Consider the following 16,091-nt stretch of genomic DNA (forward strand, 5'->3'; position numbering starts at 1 on the left):
CCCGCGCTGCCGGTGGCGCCGCGGCCTGGGCTGCCGGTGGGCTCGACGCGGGTCCGTGGTCCTCCGGTGCGGGGCCGTGGCCCGCGGGGACCTGGCCCGCGGCCGGGAGGACCGGAGCGGCCTCCGGCAGGGGGTCGACGGCCTGGACGCCGCGGTCGACGACGTGCTCGGTCCAGCGCGACCCGTTCCAGTACCGCAGCTCGTGACGGCCGCTCGGGTCCGGGTGCCAGCCTGCTTCCACGGTGGTCTCGCTCTCTGTTCTCCGACGGGACCTCGCGAGGGGGCTCGTCGGTCGGGGCGGTGTGCCGGTCGCGGGTGGACGGACCGAAACTGTCGGACCCTCTTCCTACCGTCTCGGGCAGGAGGTCGCCGGGTCGTCCGGTCGGCCCGTGAACGAGGAGGTCGCCGTGATCGTCGACTGCGAGCGTTGCCCCGGCCAACACCTGTCCCCGCCCGCCTGCCCGTCCTGCGTGGTGCGGCTGCTGCTCGACACCGCACCGCACCAGGACGGCGCCCAGCCCCCGCCCGACCTCGCGTTCCCGTCCGAGGCCCGGCCGGTCGAGGTGGCCCTGGTGCCGCGCACCGACGACCTCGGCCGCGAACTCGACACGCGCGAGCAACGGGCTGTGGCCGTGCTCACCGCCGCGGGTCTGCTCCCGGGCACGGGTGGCCGTGGGGGCGGGCGCCGCCGGTCCTCCGGGAGTCGGCGTCAGTTCCGGACTGCGTGAGGGTTCGGTTTCCCCGGCCCGGGGGTGTTTGCCGCCCGGGCCGGGCTGTCGTAACCTGTTCGAGACCTCCACGGCCGCTTGTGTTCCACAGGGAACGCTCCGGGGAGGTCACCGCCGAATCGCAGTTCTCGGCGACGGGGGGCTCCACCACCACGGCATCCGTCGTGAGGTCACCCCCTGCCGTCAGCGAGCCGGGGACCCACCGTCCACCGCGCGACAGTCCAGCGCGAGCGGGCAGGAACCACCACGGTCCCAGGGGTGAATCGGCGCGTCCGGCTCCGGCCGGCCGCGCGGTAGGGCGTCTTCCGGCCCGAACCCGTCAGCTAACCCGGTACGCGGTACGTAGGAAGAAAGGTCCCGCCGGAACGTGGCGTCCCTGATCCACCTGCTCGACCTGCCCGCACGTCTCACCCGCACCGACTCCGGTCGGTCCCGTCGCCCCCGCCGTACCGTGGCCGTCCCCGCCGCGGTCGCCGCCGTGGGACTCGCGGTCACGGTCCTCGCCACCCCCGCCGGTGCCGACCCGACACCGACCCCGTCGACCTCCTCGTCGACCACCGCCACGCCGACCCTCGCCTCGGTGACCGCCGAGTTGACCGACCTCGCGCGCCAGAACGAGGCGCTCACCGAGAAGTTCAACGCGGCGACCATCGACCTCACCGCGAAGCAGAAGGCCGCCACCGCCGCGGCCGCCGCCTCGACCAGGGCGCAGGCCGCGTACCAGACCTCGCTGCGGGAGTACGGGGCGACCATCGTCGTCCAGTACCAGACCGGTCGCCTGAGCCGGACCGGCGCGTTGCTGACCAGCACGAACACGCAGTCCTACCTCGACACGATGAGCGACCTCGCCACGGTGAGCCGCCACAACAGCGAGGTCGTCGACGCCCTGACCGCCACCAAGGCCCACGCCGCCGCGGCGCAGGCGGCCTCGGCCGAGGCCGTCACCGCCGCCACCCAGGTGCGCGACGCGCTGGCCGCCCAGAAGAAGACCATCGAGACCCGCACGGCGAAGTACAAGTCGTTGCTGACCTCGCTGACCCCGGTGCAGCAGGTCACGTACCGCAACCGCGACTCGGCTCCGGCCGCCGCGGCGCCGGCGACCCTCTCGGTCCACGCGGGCAGTGCCGCAGCGCAGATCGCGATCGACTTCGCCCTCGCCCAGCGGGGCAAGCCGTACGTCTACGCGACGTCGGGCCCGAACTCGTACGACTGCTCAGGTCTGACCGCAGCGGCCTACGCCGCCGCCGGTGTCTCGCTGCCGCACCAGTCGGCCGAGCAGTACAACTACGGCACGCACGTGCCGCTGTCGGAGATGCAGCCGGGTGACCTGGTGTTCTTCTACAGCCCGATCAGCCACGTCGCGATCTACCTCGGCAACGGCCTGATCGTGCACGCGCCGACCTCCGGTGACGTCGTCAAGGTGTCGCCGCTGTTCGCCGGTGCCGTGGGGGCCACCCGCCTCACCTGAGCCCAGCCCCACCCTCGCTTCGACGCCGAGCACGCGCACCGCGCATGCTCGGCGTCGTGCGTCTGTCGGCCCTGCCCCTCCGCGTCTGGCTGCTCGCGGCTCTCGCGGCCGTGCTCGCCGCCGGTGCCGTGGTCGGTCTGGTCGTGACCGGCGGGGGCGACGCGTCGGGCCGCGAGACCGGGGCGGTGGCCGATCCTGGCGGCCCGGCGGTCCGGATCCTGCTGCGCGACCACGCCGACGCCCTGCTGCGACGCGACCGCACCGCGTTCACGGCGGGTCTGGACGACGCGCCGGCCGCCGCGCAGTTCCGGGCGGCCCAGCTCGCGGCGTTCGACCACACCGACGGCGTGCCGTTCGCGTCGTTCGCACTCGCCTACGAGCGCACCGTGGTCGACGACACCTCGGTCGCCGCGGCCCGGGCCCGCCTGGGCGACGACACCGCGGCCATCGTGCGGGCCGAGCTCATCTACGCCTTCGCCGGCGTCGACGCCCGCCCGGCCGAGCACACGGTCTACCTGACGGTCGTCCGCCGCGGCTCCGACTGGGAGCTCGCCGGGGACACCGACCTCGCCGCCGCCGGCGGGACCAGCTGGCGCGGGCCGTGGGACTTCGGGCCGCTGGTGGTCGCCCGCGGCGCGACCTGCGTGGTGCTCGCCCACCCGGCGTCCGACGACGTCACCGACGTCGCCGAGGCCCAGACCCTCGTGCGGGGACTCGCGGCCGACGTCGACGCCGGGACGCGCGCCGTCACCGCGGTGTGGGGGACCGACTGGCCGCAGCGGGTCGCGGTCGTGGTCGCGGCCACCCAGCCCGAACTCGACGCGATCGCCGGGGAGGGCTTCCCGATCGACGGTGTCGCCGCGCTGGCCGTCGCCGAGCCGACGACCTCGGTGACCGAGGGACCGGACGTCGCCGCGGGGCAGCGGATCGTCGTGAGCGGACCGGAGGTCCCCCGCCTCACCGCGACCGGACGTTCCGTGCTGCTGCGACACGAGCTCACGCACGTGGCGACCCGGGGCGTGACGGTCGAGGGCATGCCGACGTGGGTCGTCGAGGGTTTCGCCGACTACGTCGCGAACCTCGGCGGCACCCAGCCGCCGCGGACCGTGGCGGCGGAGTTGGCGGCGCAGGTCGCGCGGGCCGGGGTGCCGACGGCCCTGCCCGCCGACGCCTCCTTCGACCCGCTGGCCGACGCCTCGACCGGCAGCGGCACGGCTGCGACCGCCTCGGCCGCAGCCGCCTACGAACAGGCCTGGTACGCCCTGCGGACCGTCGCGAGCCTCGGCGGACCGACCGCCCCCGCCGCGTTCTACCGGGCGGTGGCCGCGGGCGCCGCCCGCGGGACCGCTCCGGCCGCGGTGCTCGCCGCCGCCCTGCGGGCCACCACGCGCACCGACACCTCCGCGTTCACCGCCCGGTGGCGCGCCCTCATCGGAGCGGAGCTCACGTGACGTCGCGGGTCCTGCTGGTCACCAACGACTTCCCGCCGCGCCGCGGCGGGATCCAGTCGTTCCTGCACGAGCTCGCCGTCCGGCTGCCGGCGGACAAGCTCGCGGTGTACTGCTCGGACCACCCCGGCAGTGCTGCCTTCGACGCCGCCCAACCCTTCCCCGTGGTCCGGGCCTCGACCTCGATGCTGCTGCCCACCCCCTGCCGGACCGCCGAGGCGGCCGAACAGGCGCGTCGGTTCGGTGCCGACACGGTCTGGTTCGGTGCCGCGGCCCCGCTGGGGCTCATGGGTCCGGCGCTGCGCGAGCGTGCGGGTGTGACGCGCGTGGTCGCGACCACCCACGGCCACGAGACCGGGTGGGCGCTGCTGCCGGGCGCGCGCGGGTTGCTGCGGCGCATCGGGCGGAGCTCCGACGTCGTCACGTACATCAGCGGGTACACGGGTGACCGGCTGGCGTCGGTGTTCCGCGACGCCGAGCTGGAACGGCTGGCGCCTGGTGTCGACGTCGACACCTTCCGGCCCGACGTCGACGGTGCGGCGGTGCGGCGGCGGTGGGGCCTCGGCGACGACCCGACCGTCGTCTGCGTGTCCCGGCTGGTCCCGCGCAAGGGGCAGGACGTCTTGGTCGACGTCTGGCCGCGCGTGCGCGAGGCCGTCCCGGACGCCCGGTTGCTGCTGGTCGGCGGCGGTCGGTACGAGGCGTCGCTGCGGCGGCGGGCCGGCGCCGGTGTCGCGTTCACCGGCCTCGTCGACGCCGCCGATCTGCCGGCGCACTACGCCGCGGGTGACGTGTTCGCGATGCCGTGCCGGACCCGCCGCGCCGGTCTCGACGTCGAGGGACTGGGCATCGTGTTCCTCGAGGGTTCGGCGACCGGGTTGCCCGTGGTCGTCGGGGACTCCGGGGGCGCGCCCGACGCCGTCCGCGACGGCGAGACCGGTCTGCTCGTCGACGGCCGCGACCACGACGCGGTGGCCGCCGCCGTGGTCGTCCTGCTGCGCGACGGCGTCGCCCGGCAGCGCATGGGCGCCGCCGGGCGGGCGTGGGTCACGGCCGACTGGACCTACGACGCGTCCGCCGCCCGGCTGGCCGAACTCCTGCGGCTCTGAGCGCGGGCGGTCCGGGGGCGCCGAGCCGGGCGAGTGGGCACCTACCCCCGTGAGTGGGCAGGAAGAGATCGCCACTCACGAGGTTTCCTGCCCACTCACCGTGTGTGGGTGTGGGGGAGGAGGGTGGAGGGAAGGGCGGGGCGGGCTACTTGGCGTAGAGGGCGGCGATCTCGTCGGCGTTCTGCTTGACCACGACGTTGCGCTTGAGCTTGAGCGACGGCGTGAGCTGACCGTTCTCCTCGCTCCAGTCCTCCGGCACGATGACGAACTTCTTGATCTGCTCGGCGTGGCTGACCTGGGTGTTGGCGTCGTCGATGGCGGTCTGAACCTCGGCGCGCAGGGCGGGGTCGTCGACGAAGTCCGCGACCCGGGCGTCGGCGGGCTTGCCGTTCTTCGACAACCACGTCGGCCACGACTCCGGGTCGATGGTGACCAGGGCGGCGATGAACGGCTGCTGGTCGCCGACGACGAGCATCTGGCCGACCAGCCAGTGGGCGCGGGCGCGGTCCTCGAGCACGGCGGGGGCGACGTTCTTGCCGCCCGCGGTCACGATGATCTCCTTCTTGCGGCCGGTGATCTTCACGAAGCCGTCGGAGTCGATCTCGCCGATGTCGCCGGTGTGGAACCAGCCGTCGGTGATGGTCTCCTTGGTCGCTTCGTCGTTCTGCCAGTACCCGCGGAACACCATCGGCCCCGAGAACAACAGTTCACCGTCGTCGGCCACCTTGACGGTTGCACCGGGCAACGGTTGGCCGACGGTGCCGATCTTGATCGCGCCGGGCCGGTTCACCGTGATCGCCGCGGAGGTCTCGGTCAGCCCGAAGCCCTCGTAGACCGTCACGCCGACGCCACGGAAGAAGTGACCCAGCCGCTCGCCGAGGGGTGCGCCGCCGGACACGGCCGCGATGCAGTTCCCCCCGAGCGCGGCGAGGATCTTGCTGAACACCAGCCGGGAGATGACGGCGTGCTCGGCCTTGAGCTTGAGCCCCGGGCCGCTGGGCGTGTCGAGGGCCTTGGACCACGCGACGGCGTGGCGGTCGGCGAGGTCGAAGATCTTGCCCCGGCCGTCGGCGTGCGCCCGCTGCTTCGCGGTGTTGTAGACCTTCTCGAACACGCGGGGGACGGACAGGACGAAGGTGGGCCGGAACGACTCCAGCAGCGGCACCAGGTTCTTGATGTCGGACGTGTGGCCGATGGTGCAGCCGGTCGCGATGGCGCCGAGCTGGATGATCCGGCCGAGGACGTGGGCGGTCGGCAGGAACAGCAGCACCGAGCTGTCGTCGTTGAGGAAGTCGCCGAGCATCGTGGCCGCGGTGTCGACCTCGCTGACGAAGTTGCCGTGCGTGAGTTCGCACCCCTTGGGACGGCCGGTGGTGCCCGAGGTGTAGATGATCGAGGCCAGGTCGTCGCTGCGGACGGCGTCACGGCGCGCGGTGAGGTCGGCGTCGGCCGTCTTCTCGCCGGCCGCCCCGAGGACCTTGAACGCCCCGTTGTCGATGCACCACACCTCGCGCAGCGACGGCGCGTTGCGGCGGACCGACTCGACGACGTCCTGGTGCAGGGTGGTCTGCGCGAACACCGCGACCGCCCCGGAGTCCTCGACGATCCAGTCGACCTGGTCGGCACTGGAGGTCTCGTAGATCGGGACGGTGACCGCACCGACCGCGAGGATCGCGAAGTCGGCGATCATCCACTCGTAGCTGGTCGCGCCCATCAGGCCGACCCGGTCGCCCGGCTGCAGGCCCCAGGCGATGAGGCCCTTGGCCAGCCGGTCGACGTCGGCGCCCACCGTCGCCGAGTCGACGTCGACCCAGGCCTCGCCGCTGCGCCGGCGGACCGCGACCCGACGCGGGTGGGTCGCGGCGTTGTGGGACACCCAGGACGCCGCGTTGACGACGGTCGGTTCGGTGCCGGTGGCAGGGACGGAGAACTCGCGCACGCACGACCTCGCTGGTCTCGAAGGCTGGCTGGTGGTGGGTTACCTGCTGGTAACAGAGCCTAGGCGGTGGTCGGGGCCGGGGAAAGCCGACGCGGCGGCCCACCCGACCGTTCCGCCGTGAGGCCCTACCCTCCGTGGACGTGGCAGGGGGTGCGTTCCGGTTGCGGGGCGAGGGTCAGCGCGAGCTCGTGCACGTCGCCGACGAGACCTGGATCGCGGCGCCGCCCGCCCGCGTGGGCCAGGCCGTCGCCGACCCCGCGGTGTGGGAGGCCTTCTGGCCGGGGCTCGCGCCGCGGTTGGTCGAGGCCCGCGGGGTCGAGGGCGTCCGGCTCGCGGTCGAGGAACCTCCGGGCGAGCGCCACCACGGCTGGCACGGGACGGCCGAGCTCTACGTCCACCCCGAGTTCGAGGGCGTGCTGCTGTTCCAGTTCCTGCGCCTCGACCCGGCCCCGGGCCGGCGGGTCCCGGCCCGCGAGGTCCGCCGCGAGCAGGCCCGTCGGTCGGCGACCGGGCTCGCGGCGTCGTGGGCGCTGAAGGACCGGCTCGAGGAGCGGAAGGTCTAGGGTTCGCCCATGCCCGAGCGCTCGCGTCAGTCGATCTCGATCGCGGCGGACCCGGCCAGCATCATGGCCGTCATCGCCGACTTCGAGGACTACCCGCAGTGGGCCAAGCAGGTGAAGAACGCCGAGATCACCAAGCCCGGCAGCGCCCGTGACGGCGGACGTCCGCAGCGGGTGAAGATGACGGTCGACGCCGGCGTCTTCAAGGACACCTACGAACTCGAGTACACCTGGTCGGGCGACGAGTCGGTGAGCTGGACGCTGGTCCAGGGCGAGATGCAGAAGTCCCAGGACGGCACGTACACCCTGACGCCTGCGGGTGACGTCACCGAGGTGACGTACGAACTCACGGTCGACCTGTCGATCCCGATGCTCGGCATGCTCAAGCGCAAGGCGGAGAAGGTCATCATGGACACGGCTCTCAAAGAGCTGAAGAAGCGGGTCGAGTCCACTGGCTGACCACCGGGTCGTCCTGTTCACCGGCAAGGGCGGGGTCGGCAAGACGACGTCGGCCGCGGCCACGGCCGTGCGGCTGGCGGACCGGGGCGTGCGCACCCTGCTGTTGTCCGCCGACCCGGCCCACTCGCTCGGTGACGTGCTCGGCGTCGACCTCGGCCCCGAGCCTGTCCCCGTCGCGCCGAACCTCACCGCGGTCCACCTGGACACCCAACGCCGCTTCGAGCAGGTTTGGAACGGGGTGCAACGGTTCCTGCTGGATCTGCTGCGCCGCGCGGGCATGGACGCCGTGACGGCCGCCGAGGTCACCGTCCTGCCCGGTGTCGAGGAGGTCCTGGCGCTGCTCGCGGTGCGGGAGTACGCGGAGAGCGGTGACTACGACGCCCTCGTCGTCGACTGCGCGCCGACCGCCGAGACCCTCCGGCTGCTCGCCCTGCCCGAAGCGCTGGCCTGGTACCTGCGGGCCGTCCTGCCCGCCCAGCGGCGGATGGCCCGCGGGCTGCGGCCGCTCGCCGCCGTGCTCGGACGTCCGGAAGCCCTGCCGCCGGAGGGGTTGTTCGACGCCGTGGTCGCGTTGCACGACGAGCTGGTGGCCGTGCGTGAACTGCTCGAACGCACCGGGACGGTCCGGCTCGTGCTCACCCCGGAGGCGATGGTCGTGGCCGAGACCCGCCGCACGTACACGGCGTTGGCGCTCTACGGCTACCGGGTCGACGGCGTCATCGTGAACCGGTTGGTGCCGTCGGGCCGTGACGCCTGGCGCAGCGCGTGGAACAAGGCCCAGGCCGCGAGGCTCGACGACGTCACGTCCTCGTTCGCCGGGCTGCCGCTCTACCGCGCGGCGTACGCCCAAGCCGAGCCGCTCGGACTCGAACCGCTGCGGGAGCTCGCGGCCGAGCTCTACGGCGAGCACCCCGGCCACGACCCCCTCGCCGCCGGACCGGACCGCGACCTGCTGTCCGTCGTCGCCGCCGGCGACGGGTTCGAACTCACCCTCGAACTGCCGCTCGCCGTGCGCGGTGAGGCCACGGTCGCCCGGGCCGGCGACGACCTGGTCGTCACCCTCGGCGCGCACCGCCGGGTCATCGCGCTGCCGTCGGTGCTGCGGCGCTGCGAGGTGGCCGGGGGTCGGCTGGTCGAGGGCGAGGGTGAGCGCCCCGCGCGCCTGGTCGTCCGCTTCCGCCCCGACGCCCGGGTCTGGCCGTCCTCGATGCCGATGCCCGGCCAGTCCGGCCAACCCGGCGAACCCGCGGAGGACCACCGTGCCTGACGACATCGGATCGCTCGCCGACGAAGCCGCGAAACTCGCCGACGCCGCCCGGACCTGGGCCCGCGGCGAGGGTCCGGGCCGGGCCAGCGCCGCGGTCGGCCACATGGCCACCGGCGACCCGGCCTGTTGCGTGTGCCCGGTGTGCACGGTCATCGTGCTGTTGCGTGGCGAACGCCCCGAGCTGACCGGGCGGCTGGCGGAATCGTTGGCCGGGTTGGTCACCGCGGGGCAGGGCCTGCTCGAGACGCTCTCGGCCGTCACCGCCGAGGTGCGCGAGACCGCTGCACCTGGCAACGGTCCGTCGACGGCGGAGCCCGAGCCGGCCGCACCTCGCGTGCAGCACATCGTGCTCGACGACGAGGACGAGATCTCGTGAGCCTCGCCATCGGCGTGGACATCGGTGGCACCAAGGTGCTGGGCGGAGTCGTCGACGAACACGGCCGGGTCATCGACCGGGAGCTGCGCGCCACCCCGAGCACCGACGCCGAGCAGACCGAGAAGACCATCGCCGAGGTCGTGGCGGTGCTGCGCGAACGGCACGAGATCGCGGCCGTCGGCATCGGCGCGGCCGGCTGGATCGCCAACGACCGGGCGACGGTGCTGTTCTCGCCCCACCTCGCGTGGCGTGACGAACCGTTGCGCGATGCACTGATCGCCCGGGTCGGTGTCCCGATCCTGGTGGAGAACGACGCCAACGCCGCGGCCTGGGCCGAGTACCGCTTCGGCGCGGCCCGTGACGCCGACGTTGCCGTCTGCGTCACCCTCGGCACCGGTATCGGTGGCGGTCTCGTCATCGACGGGAAGGTGTTCCGCGGCGCCAACGGGGTCGGGCTCGAGTACGGGCACATGACGGTCGTCCCGGACGGTCGCCGCTGCGCGTGCGGCAACCGCGGGTGCTGGGAGATGTACGCGTCGGGCACGGCCCTGGCCTTCGACGCCCGCGAACTCTGCGCGGTCTCGCCCATGGCCGGCCGCCGACTGCTGGAGCTCGCCGGCGGTGACCTCGGCAAGCTGTCCGGCCCCATGGTCACCGACGCCGCCCGCGAGGGCGACCCCAGCGCGGTCGAGTTGTACACCGCGATGGGCCGCTGGCTCGGGCGCGGCATCGCCAACCTGGCTGCCGTCCTCGACCCGACGATCTTCGTCATCGGCGGCGGGGTGTCGGCGGCGGGCTCGCTGCTCATCGAGCCCGCGCGCACCGAGTTCGCGCACACCCTCACCGGTCGGGGGTTCCGGCCGGAGGCCGACATCGTGCTGGCGGCGCTCGGCCCGGAGGCGGGCCTGGTCGGTGCGGCGGACCTCGCGCGCGGTGGGGCGGAGATCCTGCCGTGACGCTCGACCTGCGGGTGATGAGCTACAACGTCCGGTCCCTGCGCGACGACCCCGCGGCCATCGGCCGGGTGATGCGGGACGCGCGGCCCGACGTCGTGATCGTGCAGGAGGCGCCGCGGTTCGCCCGGTGGCGCTCGCACGCGGCGTCGATCGCGCGCCGGGCCGGGCTCGTGGTCGTCACCGGTGGCCGCACCGCCGCCGGCAACCTGCTCCTGTGCGACCTGAAGGTCGAGGTGGAGCGCGCCGAGGACGTCCTGCTCTCGCCGCAACGCCGACCCGACGGCGGCCGGTTGCACCAACGGGGGCTCGCGCTCGCGGCGCTGCGCATCGGCGGCACGCGCTTCGTCGTCGGGGGAACCCACCTCGACCTCGACGAGGCAGCGCGGCTGCGGCACGCCGACGAGATCCGGGGCATCGTGCAACGGTTCGCCCCGGGGCTGCCGAGCATCGTCGGCGGTGACACGAACGACCGTCCCGGCTCGGCGCTGTTCGCGGCGCTCGGTGACGGCGCCACCGACGTCTGGGCGGCGGTGGGGGAGGGCGACGGTCACACGTTCCGCGCGACCGCGCCCGACCGCCGCATCGACGCGGTGTTCGTGTCGCCCGGGATCATCCCGGTCACGGCGCGCGTGGTCGACTCGCCGGACGTCCTCGTCGGCAGCGACCACCGCCCGCTGGTCGTCGACCTGACGGTGGCCTGACCACTTCCCGGACAGTCGGGGACCTCAGCTGCGGCCCGGCGCTACCCGCTCGCCCGCAGGCTCGGGTCGCGCCGGCCAGTCCCGACCAGATCGGGCGAACCGCGCATCCTGCGCCTCCACCCGCTCGTTGGGGTCGCGACAGCATCGAGGCTGAGGAGGACGCGCGTGGACGTCGACCGGCGGAAGTTCCTGACCTGGGTGGTGGCGGCCCCGGCGCTCGTCGTCGCCGCCCCGACCGTCGCCCAGGTGGTCGGGGGCGCGGGTGAGGCCGAGGCGAGCATCCCGTCGCTGCCGGAGCCGGAGGAGCTGTTCGACCTCGGTGACGCGCAGAACCTCGCTGCCGCCCCCACCGCCGGCCTCATCACGGTGGTCGTGAACGCCGACGGCACCGCGAGCTTCGCGATGATCCGGACCGAGGTCGGCCAGGGCATCGCGACGTCGACGGCCATGCTCATCGCCGAGGAGCTCGACCTCCCGGTGTCGAAGGTCCGCATCACCCTGGCCGACGCCCGCCCCGAGCTGGTGATGAACCAGCTGACGGGAGGGTCGAACACGACCCGCTCGACCTACGTCGCGGTCCGCACGGCAGCGGCCGGTGCCCGCCAGCGGCTGCTGCAGCTCGCCGCGGCGAAGTGGGGCGTGGACATCTCGCTGCTGGGCACGGCGAACGGCACCGTCACCGGCCCGAACGGACTGTCGATCGGGTACGCCACCCTCGCCGCCGCCGGGGGCACCGCGGTCACCACGCTGTTGCCGGTCACGCTGAAGGACCCCGGCACGTTCACGGTCATCGGCACGCCGCAGAAGCGCCTCGACGCGCTCGCGGCCGTCACCGGTCGCAAGCGGTTCACCACCGACCTGCAGGTGCCCAACGCCCTGCCGACGATGATCTGCCGCCCGCCCACACTGCTGGGCACCGTCGGGCGCGTGCAGAACCTGGCAGCGGTGAAGCGGATGCCCGGCGTCACCGACGTCGGCGTGGTGTCCTCCGGCGTCGCCGTGCGCGCCGCGACCTTCGGCCAGTGCATCGACGCCGTCCGGGCCCTGCGGGTCACCTGGAACCCCGGGCCCGAGGCGGTCGCGGGCCGCTCGGACGCCGACGTCGAGAAGGACCTGATCGCCGCCGAGCTGCCGGTGGCGACGCCGACACTCCCCGTCCTGACCAAGACCGTCGACCTGCGCTTCTTCTTCGCCTTCGCGAGCAACGCCGCGCTCGAGCCGGGGACCGCGATCGCGGACGTGCGTCCCACCCGGGCGGAGGTGTGGTCGAGCGTCAAGGCGCCGATCGTCGCGCAGGCCGACATCGCCGCGAGGGTCGGGCTGCCGCTGTCGGCGGTGAAGGTACACGTCGTCACGGGCGGGGGATCGTTCGGGCGCCGGTTGTTCGCCGACGCGGCCCTCGATGCCGCGGAGGCGTCGAAGCTGTTCGGCAAGCCGGTGAAGCTCATGTGGCACCGCGCCGACGACGCGCGCCACGGCCGCGTGCACCCGATGTCGACCTCGCGGGTCAAGGCGACCTACCTCGCCGGCAACGTGCTGACCTACGAGCAGCGCCACACCAGCGTCTCGACCGACTTCCGTCACGGCTTCGGCGACATCCTCACCGCCGCGGCGGGTCGGCTGCCGATCGGCGGCAACTACTCGCTGGCGCAGTCGATCTTCCTGCTGACGGCGTCGTGCAGCTACGACTACGGCGTCGTGAGCCAGTTGCTCAACGAGATCGAGGGCGGTTTCCACACCGGGTCGATGCGCAACATCTACTCGCCGAACGTGCGGGTGGCGCAGGAGGTGGTGACCGACCAGCTGGCCAAGCTCGCGGGTCTCGACCCGTACCAGTTCCGCCGCAGATTCGTGCAGGACGCCCGGTTGCGCGCGGTGCTGGACAAGGCCGCCAAGGTCGGCCGCTGGGGTCGGGCCATGCCGAAGGGCACGGCGCAGGGCATCGCGGTGCACGCCGAGTACAAGAGCGTGGTCGCGACGCTCGTCGAGATCGACTGCCGGCCGGCCACGGTCAACCGCAGGATCTACGACGCCTACACCGGTCCGCGGGTGACCAAGGTGGTCACCGTCGCCGACGTCGGGCAGGTCGTGAACCCCACCGGCCTGGAGGCGCAGTTGCAGGGCGGCGCGATGGACGGCATCGCCCTCACGCTGAGCTCCTCGATGCACCTGCGCGAGGGCGCGTTCCTCGAGGCCAGCTGGGACAACTACCGCTACACCCGCGAGTGGAACGTGCCGGGTGACGTGCAGATCGTCCTCATGCCGTCGACCAGCGGGAACCCCGGTGGCGCGGGCGAGCTCGGTGTCGCCTCCGTGGCGGCGGCCACGGCGTGTGCCTACGGCCGGGCGACCGGGACGGTCCCGACCCGTTTCCCGCTCAACCACGACACGGTGACGTTCACCCCGTACCCGTTCGTCCCGCCGGTGCCGCCGTCGCCGACCGACGGCCTCGCCCACTCCTTCTGAGCCCGCTCCCACCCACCCTCGACGAGGAGGAACCACCGTGCCCCGACGCACGCTCATGGTCAACGGCAAGCGGGTCACCGTCGACGTCGACGACGACGTCCGCCTGCTCTGGGTCATCCGCGACCTGCTCGGCATCACCGGGCCGAAGTACGGCTGCGGCATCGACGTCTGCAAGGCCTGCACCAGTCACATCAACGGCAAGGCGTTCAACCCGTGCAGCGTGCGGGTCGCCGACATCGCCCCGACGGACGAGATCACGACGATCGAGGGCCTGCCCGCCACGGTCGGCCGCGACCTGCACCCCATGCAGGAGGCCTGGCTCGACGTCGACGTCGCCCAGTGCGGCTACTGCCAGCCCGGCCAGATCATGGCCGCGGTGGCGAAGGTGCGGCAGGCGCGTGCGGCCGGTCACGAGATCGGCGACGCCGACATCGACGAGATCCGCAACATCTGCCGGTGCGGCACCTACCACCGGATCCGCGAGGCGATCAAGCAGGGCGCCGCGGGGATGTGACGCCGCCGGGCGTGCGGTGCGTCAGGCGACGGGCCGCACGACCTGCACGGCGTGCAGCCAACGCTCGAGGGGGAGCGAGCCGCGGCGCGCCGCCGCGATCCCGGCGTCGAGCAGCACCTCGTAGGGGACCTCGACCAGCGCCGCGACCTGGGGCCGGGCGTGGAACGCCTCGAGCTCGTCGGGGCCGAAGGCGGACGGGTCGGTGCCGGTCAGGCGGCACCAGGTGCCGAACACCTGCTGCGGCGTGCAGGCGCGCGCGGACGGGACATGGACGGTCACGGTGACCACCTCCTGATCCGAGGATCCGCGCACCAGGTGACCACGAGGTTGCGAGTGAGGTGGTGTCGGGCGAATCTCCGGCAAGGGTCGTGCGTCGGTCCACCCGCCCGGGGGAGCTAGAGGATCGCGCCGTCGCCGTTGGGGCCGCCGGCGTCGTCGCCGTCGTCGCGGCGGCCGTCGCGCAGCCGGGTGACCAGCATGCCGACACCGACCAGCACCGCGGCCGTGCCGAGCAGCGACGCCAGCGGCGCGTACACACCCACGATGGTCGGGGCGAGGCCGGACAGCGCGAGCGCGACCACCCCGAGGGCGAGGATCGCGAGCGCCCACACCGTGGTGCGCGAGAGCGCGCGCAGCGACTCGGGCTCCTCGGGCCGGAAGTGGTCCTCGGGGTCGTCCACGTCGTCGAGGTCGTCGACGTGGTGGGAGCGCGGCGGGTCGACCGGGCCGGTGTCACGCGGGCGCGACGCGCGGGGACGCGACGGGGTCGGGTACGGACGCGCGCTCGGGGTCGGGTTGCGGGTGCCGTTGGGTCCGGGGTGATCGTCCGACAGGTCGTCGAGGTCCTCGGCGGTGAGGGTGTCACCGAGTTCGGCGAGCACGGCCTCCTCGCCGACCCGACCGAGGTCGTCCGGCTCGACACCGGCGTGGCGCACCACGGCGGACAGCACGGTGGCGACGTCGTCGAGTTCGTGGGCGTCGGCCCAGAGCTCCTCGCGGCCCTCGACCTCGGAGCCGGTCAGCCGGGCGGCGATCCCGGTGCGGCGCAGCGCGTCGAGCGCGGTGTCGGCGAGGGCGCTGGTGGGACGGGCGACGCGGACGTAGTCGTCGGCCTGCAGGCCGTTGCCGCGACGGCTCGGCGCGTGCACCCGTTCGGCGTCGTTCACGACGCCACGACCGGACCGGTGGAGTGCACGCTCCCATCGAACGGGAACGGCGACCGCTTGTCGAGTCCGTGCCGGGGTTCGCTCGGCTAGTGTCTGCGGTGCTCGCACAGCGTGGTGGTCGAGGGAGGGGCAGGGACGAGTCGGTGACCTACCAGTTCTTCAAGTACGTGCTCATCGGCCCCGCGCTGCGGATCATCTGGCGGCCGTGGATCACCGGTCTGGAGAACGTCCCCGCGCACGGCCCGGTCATCCTCGCGAGCAACCACCTCTCGTTCTCCGACTCGTTCTTCATGCCGGTGCTCATGAAGCGCCGCGTCACCTTCCTCGCCAAGGCCGAGTACTTCACGACCCCCGGCCTCAAGGGCCGGTTCTCGCGCTGGTTCATGTCGGCGGTCGGTCAGGTGCCGGTCGACCGTGACGACCCCGACGCCGCCCGCGCCGCGCTCACCACGGGGGTCCGGCTGCTGCAGCAGGGCGCGGTGCTCGGCATCTACCCGGAGGGCACCCGCTCGCCCGACGGCCGGCTCTACCGCGGCAAGACCGGCGTGGCCCGGATGGCCCTCGCCTCGGGCGCGGTGGTCGTCCCGATCGCCATGATCGACACCGACACCATCCAGCCCACCGGCCGCAAGATCCCCAAGCTGCGCCCCCGGCCCGGCGTGCGGGTCGGACGCGCGTTGGACTTCTCGCGGTACGAGGGCCTCGCCGGCGACCGGTTCGTCGAGCGGTCGATGACCGACGAGATCATGTACGAGCTCATGCAGCTCTCGGGCCAGGAGTACGTGGACCTCTACGCCGCCAAGGTCAAGAAGGAGACCGGCGCGGACCTCGGCTTCGGCGCCCGCCGCGGGGTGGGCCACGCCGACGCGGGTCACCGCAAGGCCGACGTCCTCGAGGCCACGGACCGGGCGCCGGCGAGCCGCGCGGGCTGAGC

Annotated in this window: 17 protein-coding genes and 1 riboswitch; of the genes, 13 read left to right on the forward strand and 4 right to left on the reverse strand. The window is 73.4% G+C overall.

The features are described 5' to 3' along the window. A partial coding sequence (locus ACXR2U_RS20195) for a DUF2510 domain-containing protein (protein ID WP_458826881.1) occupies positions 1-241 on the reverse strand: 241 nt, incomplete at its 3' end. 148 nt (positions 242-389) lie between these two features. Between ACXR2U_RS20195 and ACXR2U_RS20200 the strand changes: the two genes are divergently transcribed. From ACXR2U_RS20200 to ACXR2U_RS20215, 4 genes are all read left to right on the forward strand, one after another. Next, on the forward strand, positions 390-728 hold the full coding sequence (locus ACXR2U_RS20200) for a hypothetical protein (RefSeq protein WP_458826882.1): 339 nt from the start codon (positions 390-392) through the stop codon (positions 726-728). Between the two features lie 215 nt (positions 729-943). After that, positions 944-1,081: riboswitch (cyclic di-AMP (ydaO/yuaA leader) on the forward strand. A 14-nt stretch (positions 1,082-1,095) separates the two neighbouring features. After that, positions 1,096-2,196, forward strand: coding sequence for a C40 family peptidase (locus ACXR2U_RS20205; protein WP_458826883.1), 1,101 nt, complete (start codon positions 1,096-1,098; stop codon positions 2,194-2,196). Between the two features lie 56 nt (positions 2,197-2,252). Continuing rightward, positions 2,253-3,647 carry a hypothetical protein gene (locus ACXR2U_RS20210; protein ID WP_458826884.1) on the forward strand — a complete coding sequence of 465 codons (1,395 nt, stop codon included), beginning with the start codon at positions 2,253-2,255 and terminating at the stop codon, positions 3,645-3,647. After that, positions 3,644-4,753: a glycosyltransferase family 4 protein gene (locus ACXR2U_RS20215; protein WP_458826885.1), complete on the forward strand. Its 1,110-nt coding sequence runs from the start codon at positions 3,644-3,646 to the stop codon at positions 4,751-4,753. Before ACXR2U_RS20210 ends, ACXR2U_RS20215 begins: the two co-directional genes overlap by 4 nt. A gap of 145 nt (positions 4,754-4,898) precedes the next feature. On the opposite strand, the gene ACXR2U_RS20220 is transcribed toward ACXR2U_RS20215, so the two are convergent. Then, complete coding sequence (locus ACXR2U_RS20220) at positions 4,899-6,692, reverse strand: AMP-dependent synthetase/ligase (RefSeq protein ID WP_458826886.1); 1,794 nt, start codon at positions 6,690-6,692, stop codon at positions 4,899-4,901. Between the two features lie 140 nt (positions 6,693-6,832). Here ACXR2U_RS20220 and ACXR2U_RS20225 point away from each other — a divergent pair, with 140 nt between their 5' ends. The 8 genes from ACXR2U_RS20225 to ACXR2U_RS20260 all read left to right on the forward strand — a co-directional run bounded on the left by ACXR2U_RS20225 (position 6,833) and on the right by ACXR2U_RS20260 (position 13,991). Continuing rightward, positions 6,833-7,255: a polyketide cyclase / dehydrase and lipid transport gene (locus ACXR2U_RS20225; protein ID WP_458826887.1), complete on the forward strand. Its 423-nt coding sequence runs from the start codon at positions 6,833-6,835 to the stop codon at positions 7,253-7,255. A gap of 9 nt (positions 7,256-7,264) precedes the next feature. Beyond that, on the forward strand, positions 7,265-7,711 hold the full coding sequence (locus ACXR2U_RS20230; RefSeq protein WP_458826888.1) for an SRPBCC family protein: 447 nt from the start codon (positions 7,265-7,267) through the stop codon (positions 7,709-7,711). A gap of 13 nt (positions 7,712-7,724) precedes the next feature. After that, a complete protein-coding gene (locus tag ACXR2U_RS20235) occupies positions 7,725-8,978 on the forward strand; it encodes an ArsA family ATPase (protein WP_458826910.1) in 1,254 nt (417 codons plus the stop codon). Continuing rightward, the gene (locus tag ACXR2U_RS20240; RefSeq protein WP_458826889.1) at positions 8,971-9,354 is read left to right on the forward strand and encodes a hypothetical protein; all 384 of its coding nucleotides are present in this window, start codon (positions 8,971-8,973) and stop codon (positions 9,352-9,354) included. Before ACXR2U_RS20235 ends, ACXR2U_RS20240 begins: the two co-directional genes overlap by 8 nt. Continuing rightward, positions 9,351-10,310, forward strand: a complete 960-nt coding sequence (locus tag ACXR2U_RS20245; RefSeq protein WP_458826890.1) for an ROK family glucokinase — start codon at positions 9,351-9,353, stop codon at positions 10,308-10,310. The genes ACXR2U_RS20240 and ACXR2U_RS20245 overlap by 4 nt, the downstream gene beginning before the upstream one ends. Further along, positions 10,307-11,011 carry an endonuclease/exonuclease/phosphatase family protein gene (locus ACXR2U_RS20250; protein ID WP_458826891.1) on the forward strand — a complete coding sequence of 235 codons (705 nt, stop codon included), beginning with the start codon at positions 10,307-10,309 and terminating at the stop codon, positions 11,009-11,011. The genes ACXR2U_RS20245 and ACXR2U_RS20250 overlap by 4 nt, the downstream gene beginning before the upstream one ends. A gap of 165 nt (positions 11,012-11,176) precedes the next feature. Further along, positions 11,177-13,477 carry a molybdopterin cofactor-binding domain-containing protein gene (locus tag ACXR2U_RS20255; protein WP_458826892.1) on the forward strand — a complete coding sequence of 767 codons (2,301 nt, stop codon included), beginning with the start codon at positions 11,177-11,179 and terminating at the stop codon, positions 13,475-13,477. A gap of 55 nt (positions 13,478-13,532) precedes the next feature. Further along, positions 13,533-13,991, forward strand: coding sequence for a (2Fe-2S)-binding protein (locus ACXR2U_RS20260; RefSeq protein ID WP_458826911.1), 459 nt, complete (start codon positions 13,533-13,535; stop codon positions 13,989-13,991). Between the two features lie 21 nt (positions 13,992-14,012). On the opposite strand, the gene ACXR2U_RS20265 is transcribed toward ACXR2U_RS20260, so the two are convergent. Together ACXR2U_RS20265 and ACXR2U_RS20270 are read right to left on the reverse strand one after the other, a co-directional pair. Continuing rightward, positions 14,013-14,270 (reverse strand): hypothetical protein, encoded by a 258-nt coding sequence (locus tag ACXR2U_RS20265; RefSeq protein WP_458826893.1) that lies wholly within the window; start codon positions 14,268-14,270, stop codon positions 14,013-14,015. A 116-nt stretch (positions 14,271-14,386) separates the two neighbouring features. Continuing rightward, the gene (locus ACXR2U_RS20270; RefSeq protein ID WP_458826894.1) at positions 14,387-15,157 is read right to left on the reverse strand and encodes a hypothetical protein; all 771 of its coding nucleotides are present in this window, start codon (positions 15,155-15,157) and stop codon (positions 14,387-14,389) included. A gap of 143 nt (positions 15,158-15,300) precedes the next feature. On the opposite strand from ACXR2U_RS20270, the gene ACXR2U_RS20275 reads away from it, so the two are divergent. Further along, on the forward strand, positions 15,301-16,089 hold the full coding sequence (locus tag ACXR2U_RS20275; protein WP_458826895.1) for a lysophospholipid acyltransferase family protein: 789 nt from the start codon (positions 15,301-15,303) through the stop codon (positions 16,087-16,089). Positions 16,090-16,091 lie beyond the last annotated feature (2 nt).

The sequence above is a fragment of the Jatrophihabitans sp. YIM 134969 genome, assembly GCF_054456675.1.

Bases quoted from the DNA above. Each gene is read 5' to 3' on its own strand.
- ACXR2U_RS20230 (WP_458826888.1), top strand. From the start codon at position 7,265: ATGCCCGAGCGCTCGCGTCAGTCGATCTCGATCGCGGCGGACCCGGCC.
- ACXR2U_RS20260 (WP_458826911.1), top strand. From the start codon at position 13,533: ATGGTCAACGGCAAGCGGGTCACCGTCGACGTCGACGACGACGTCCGC.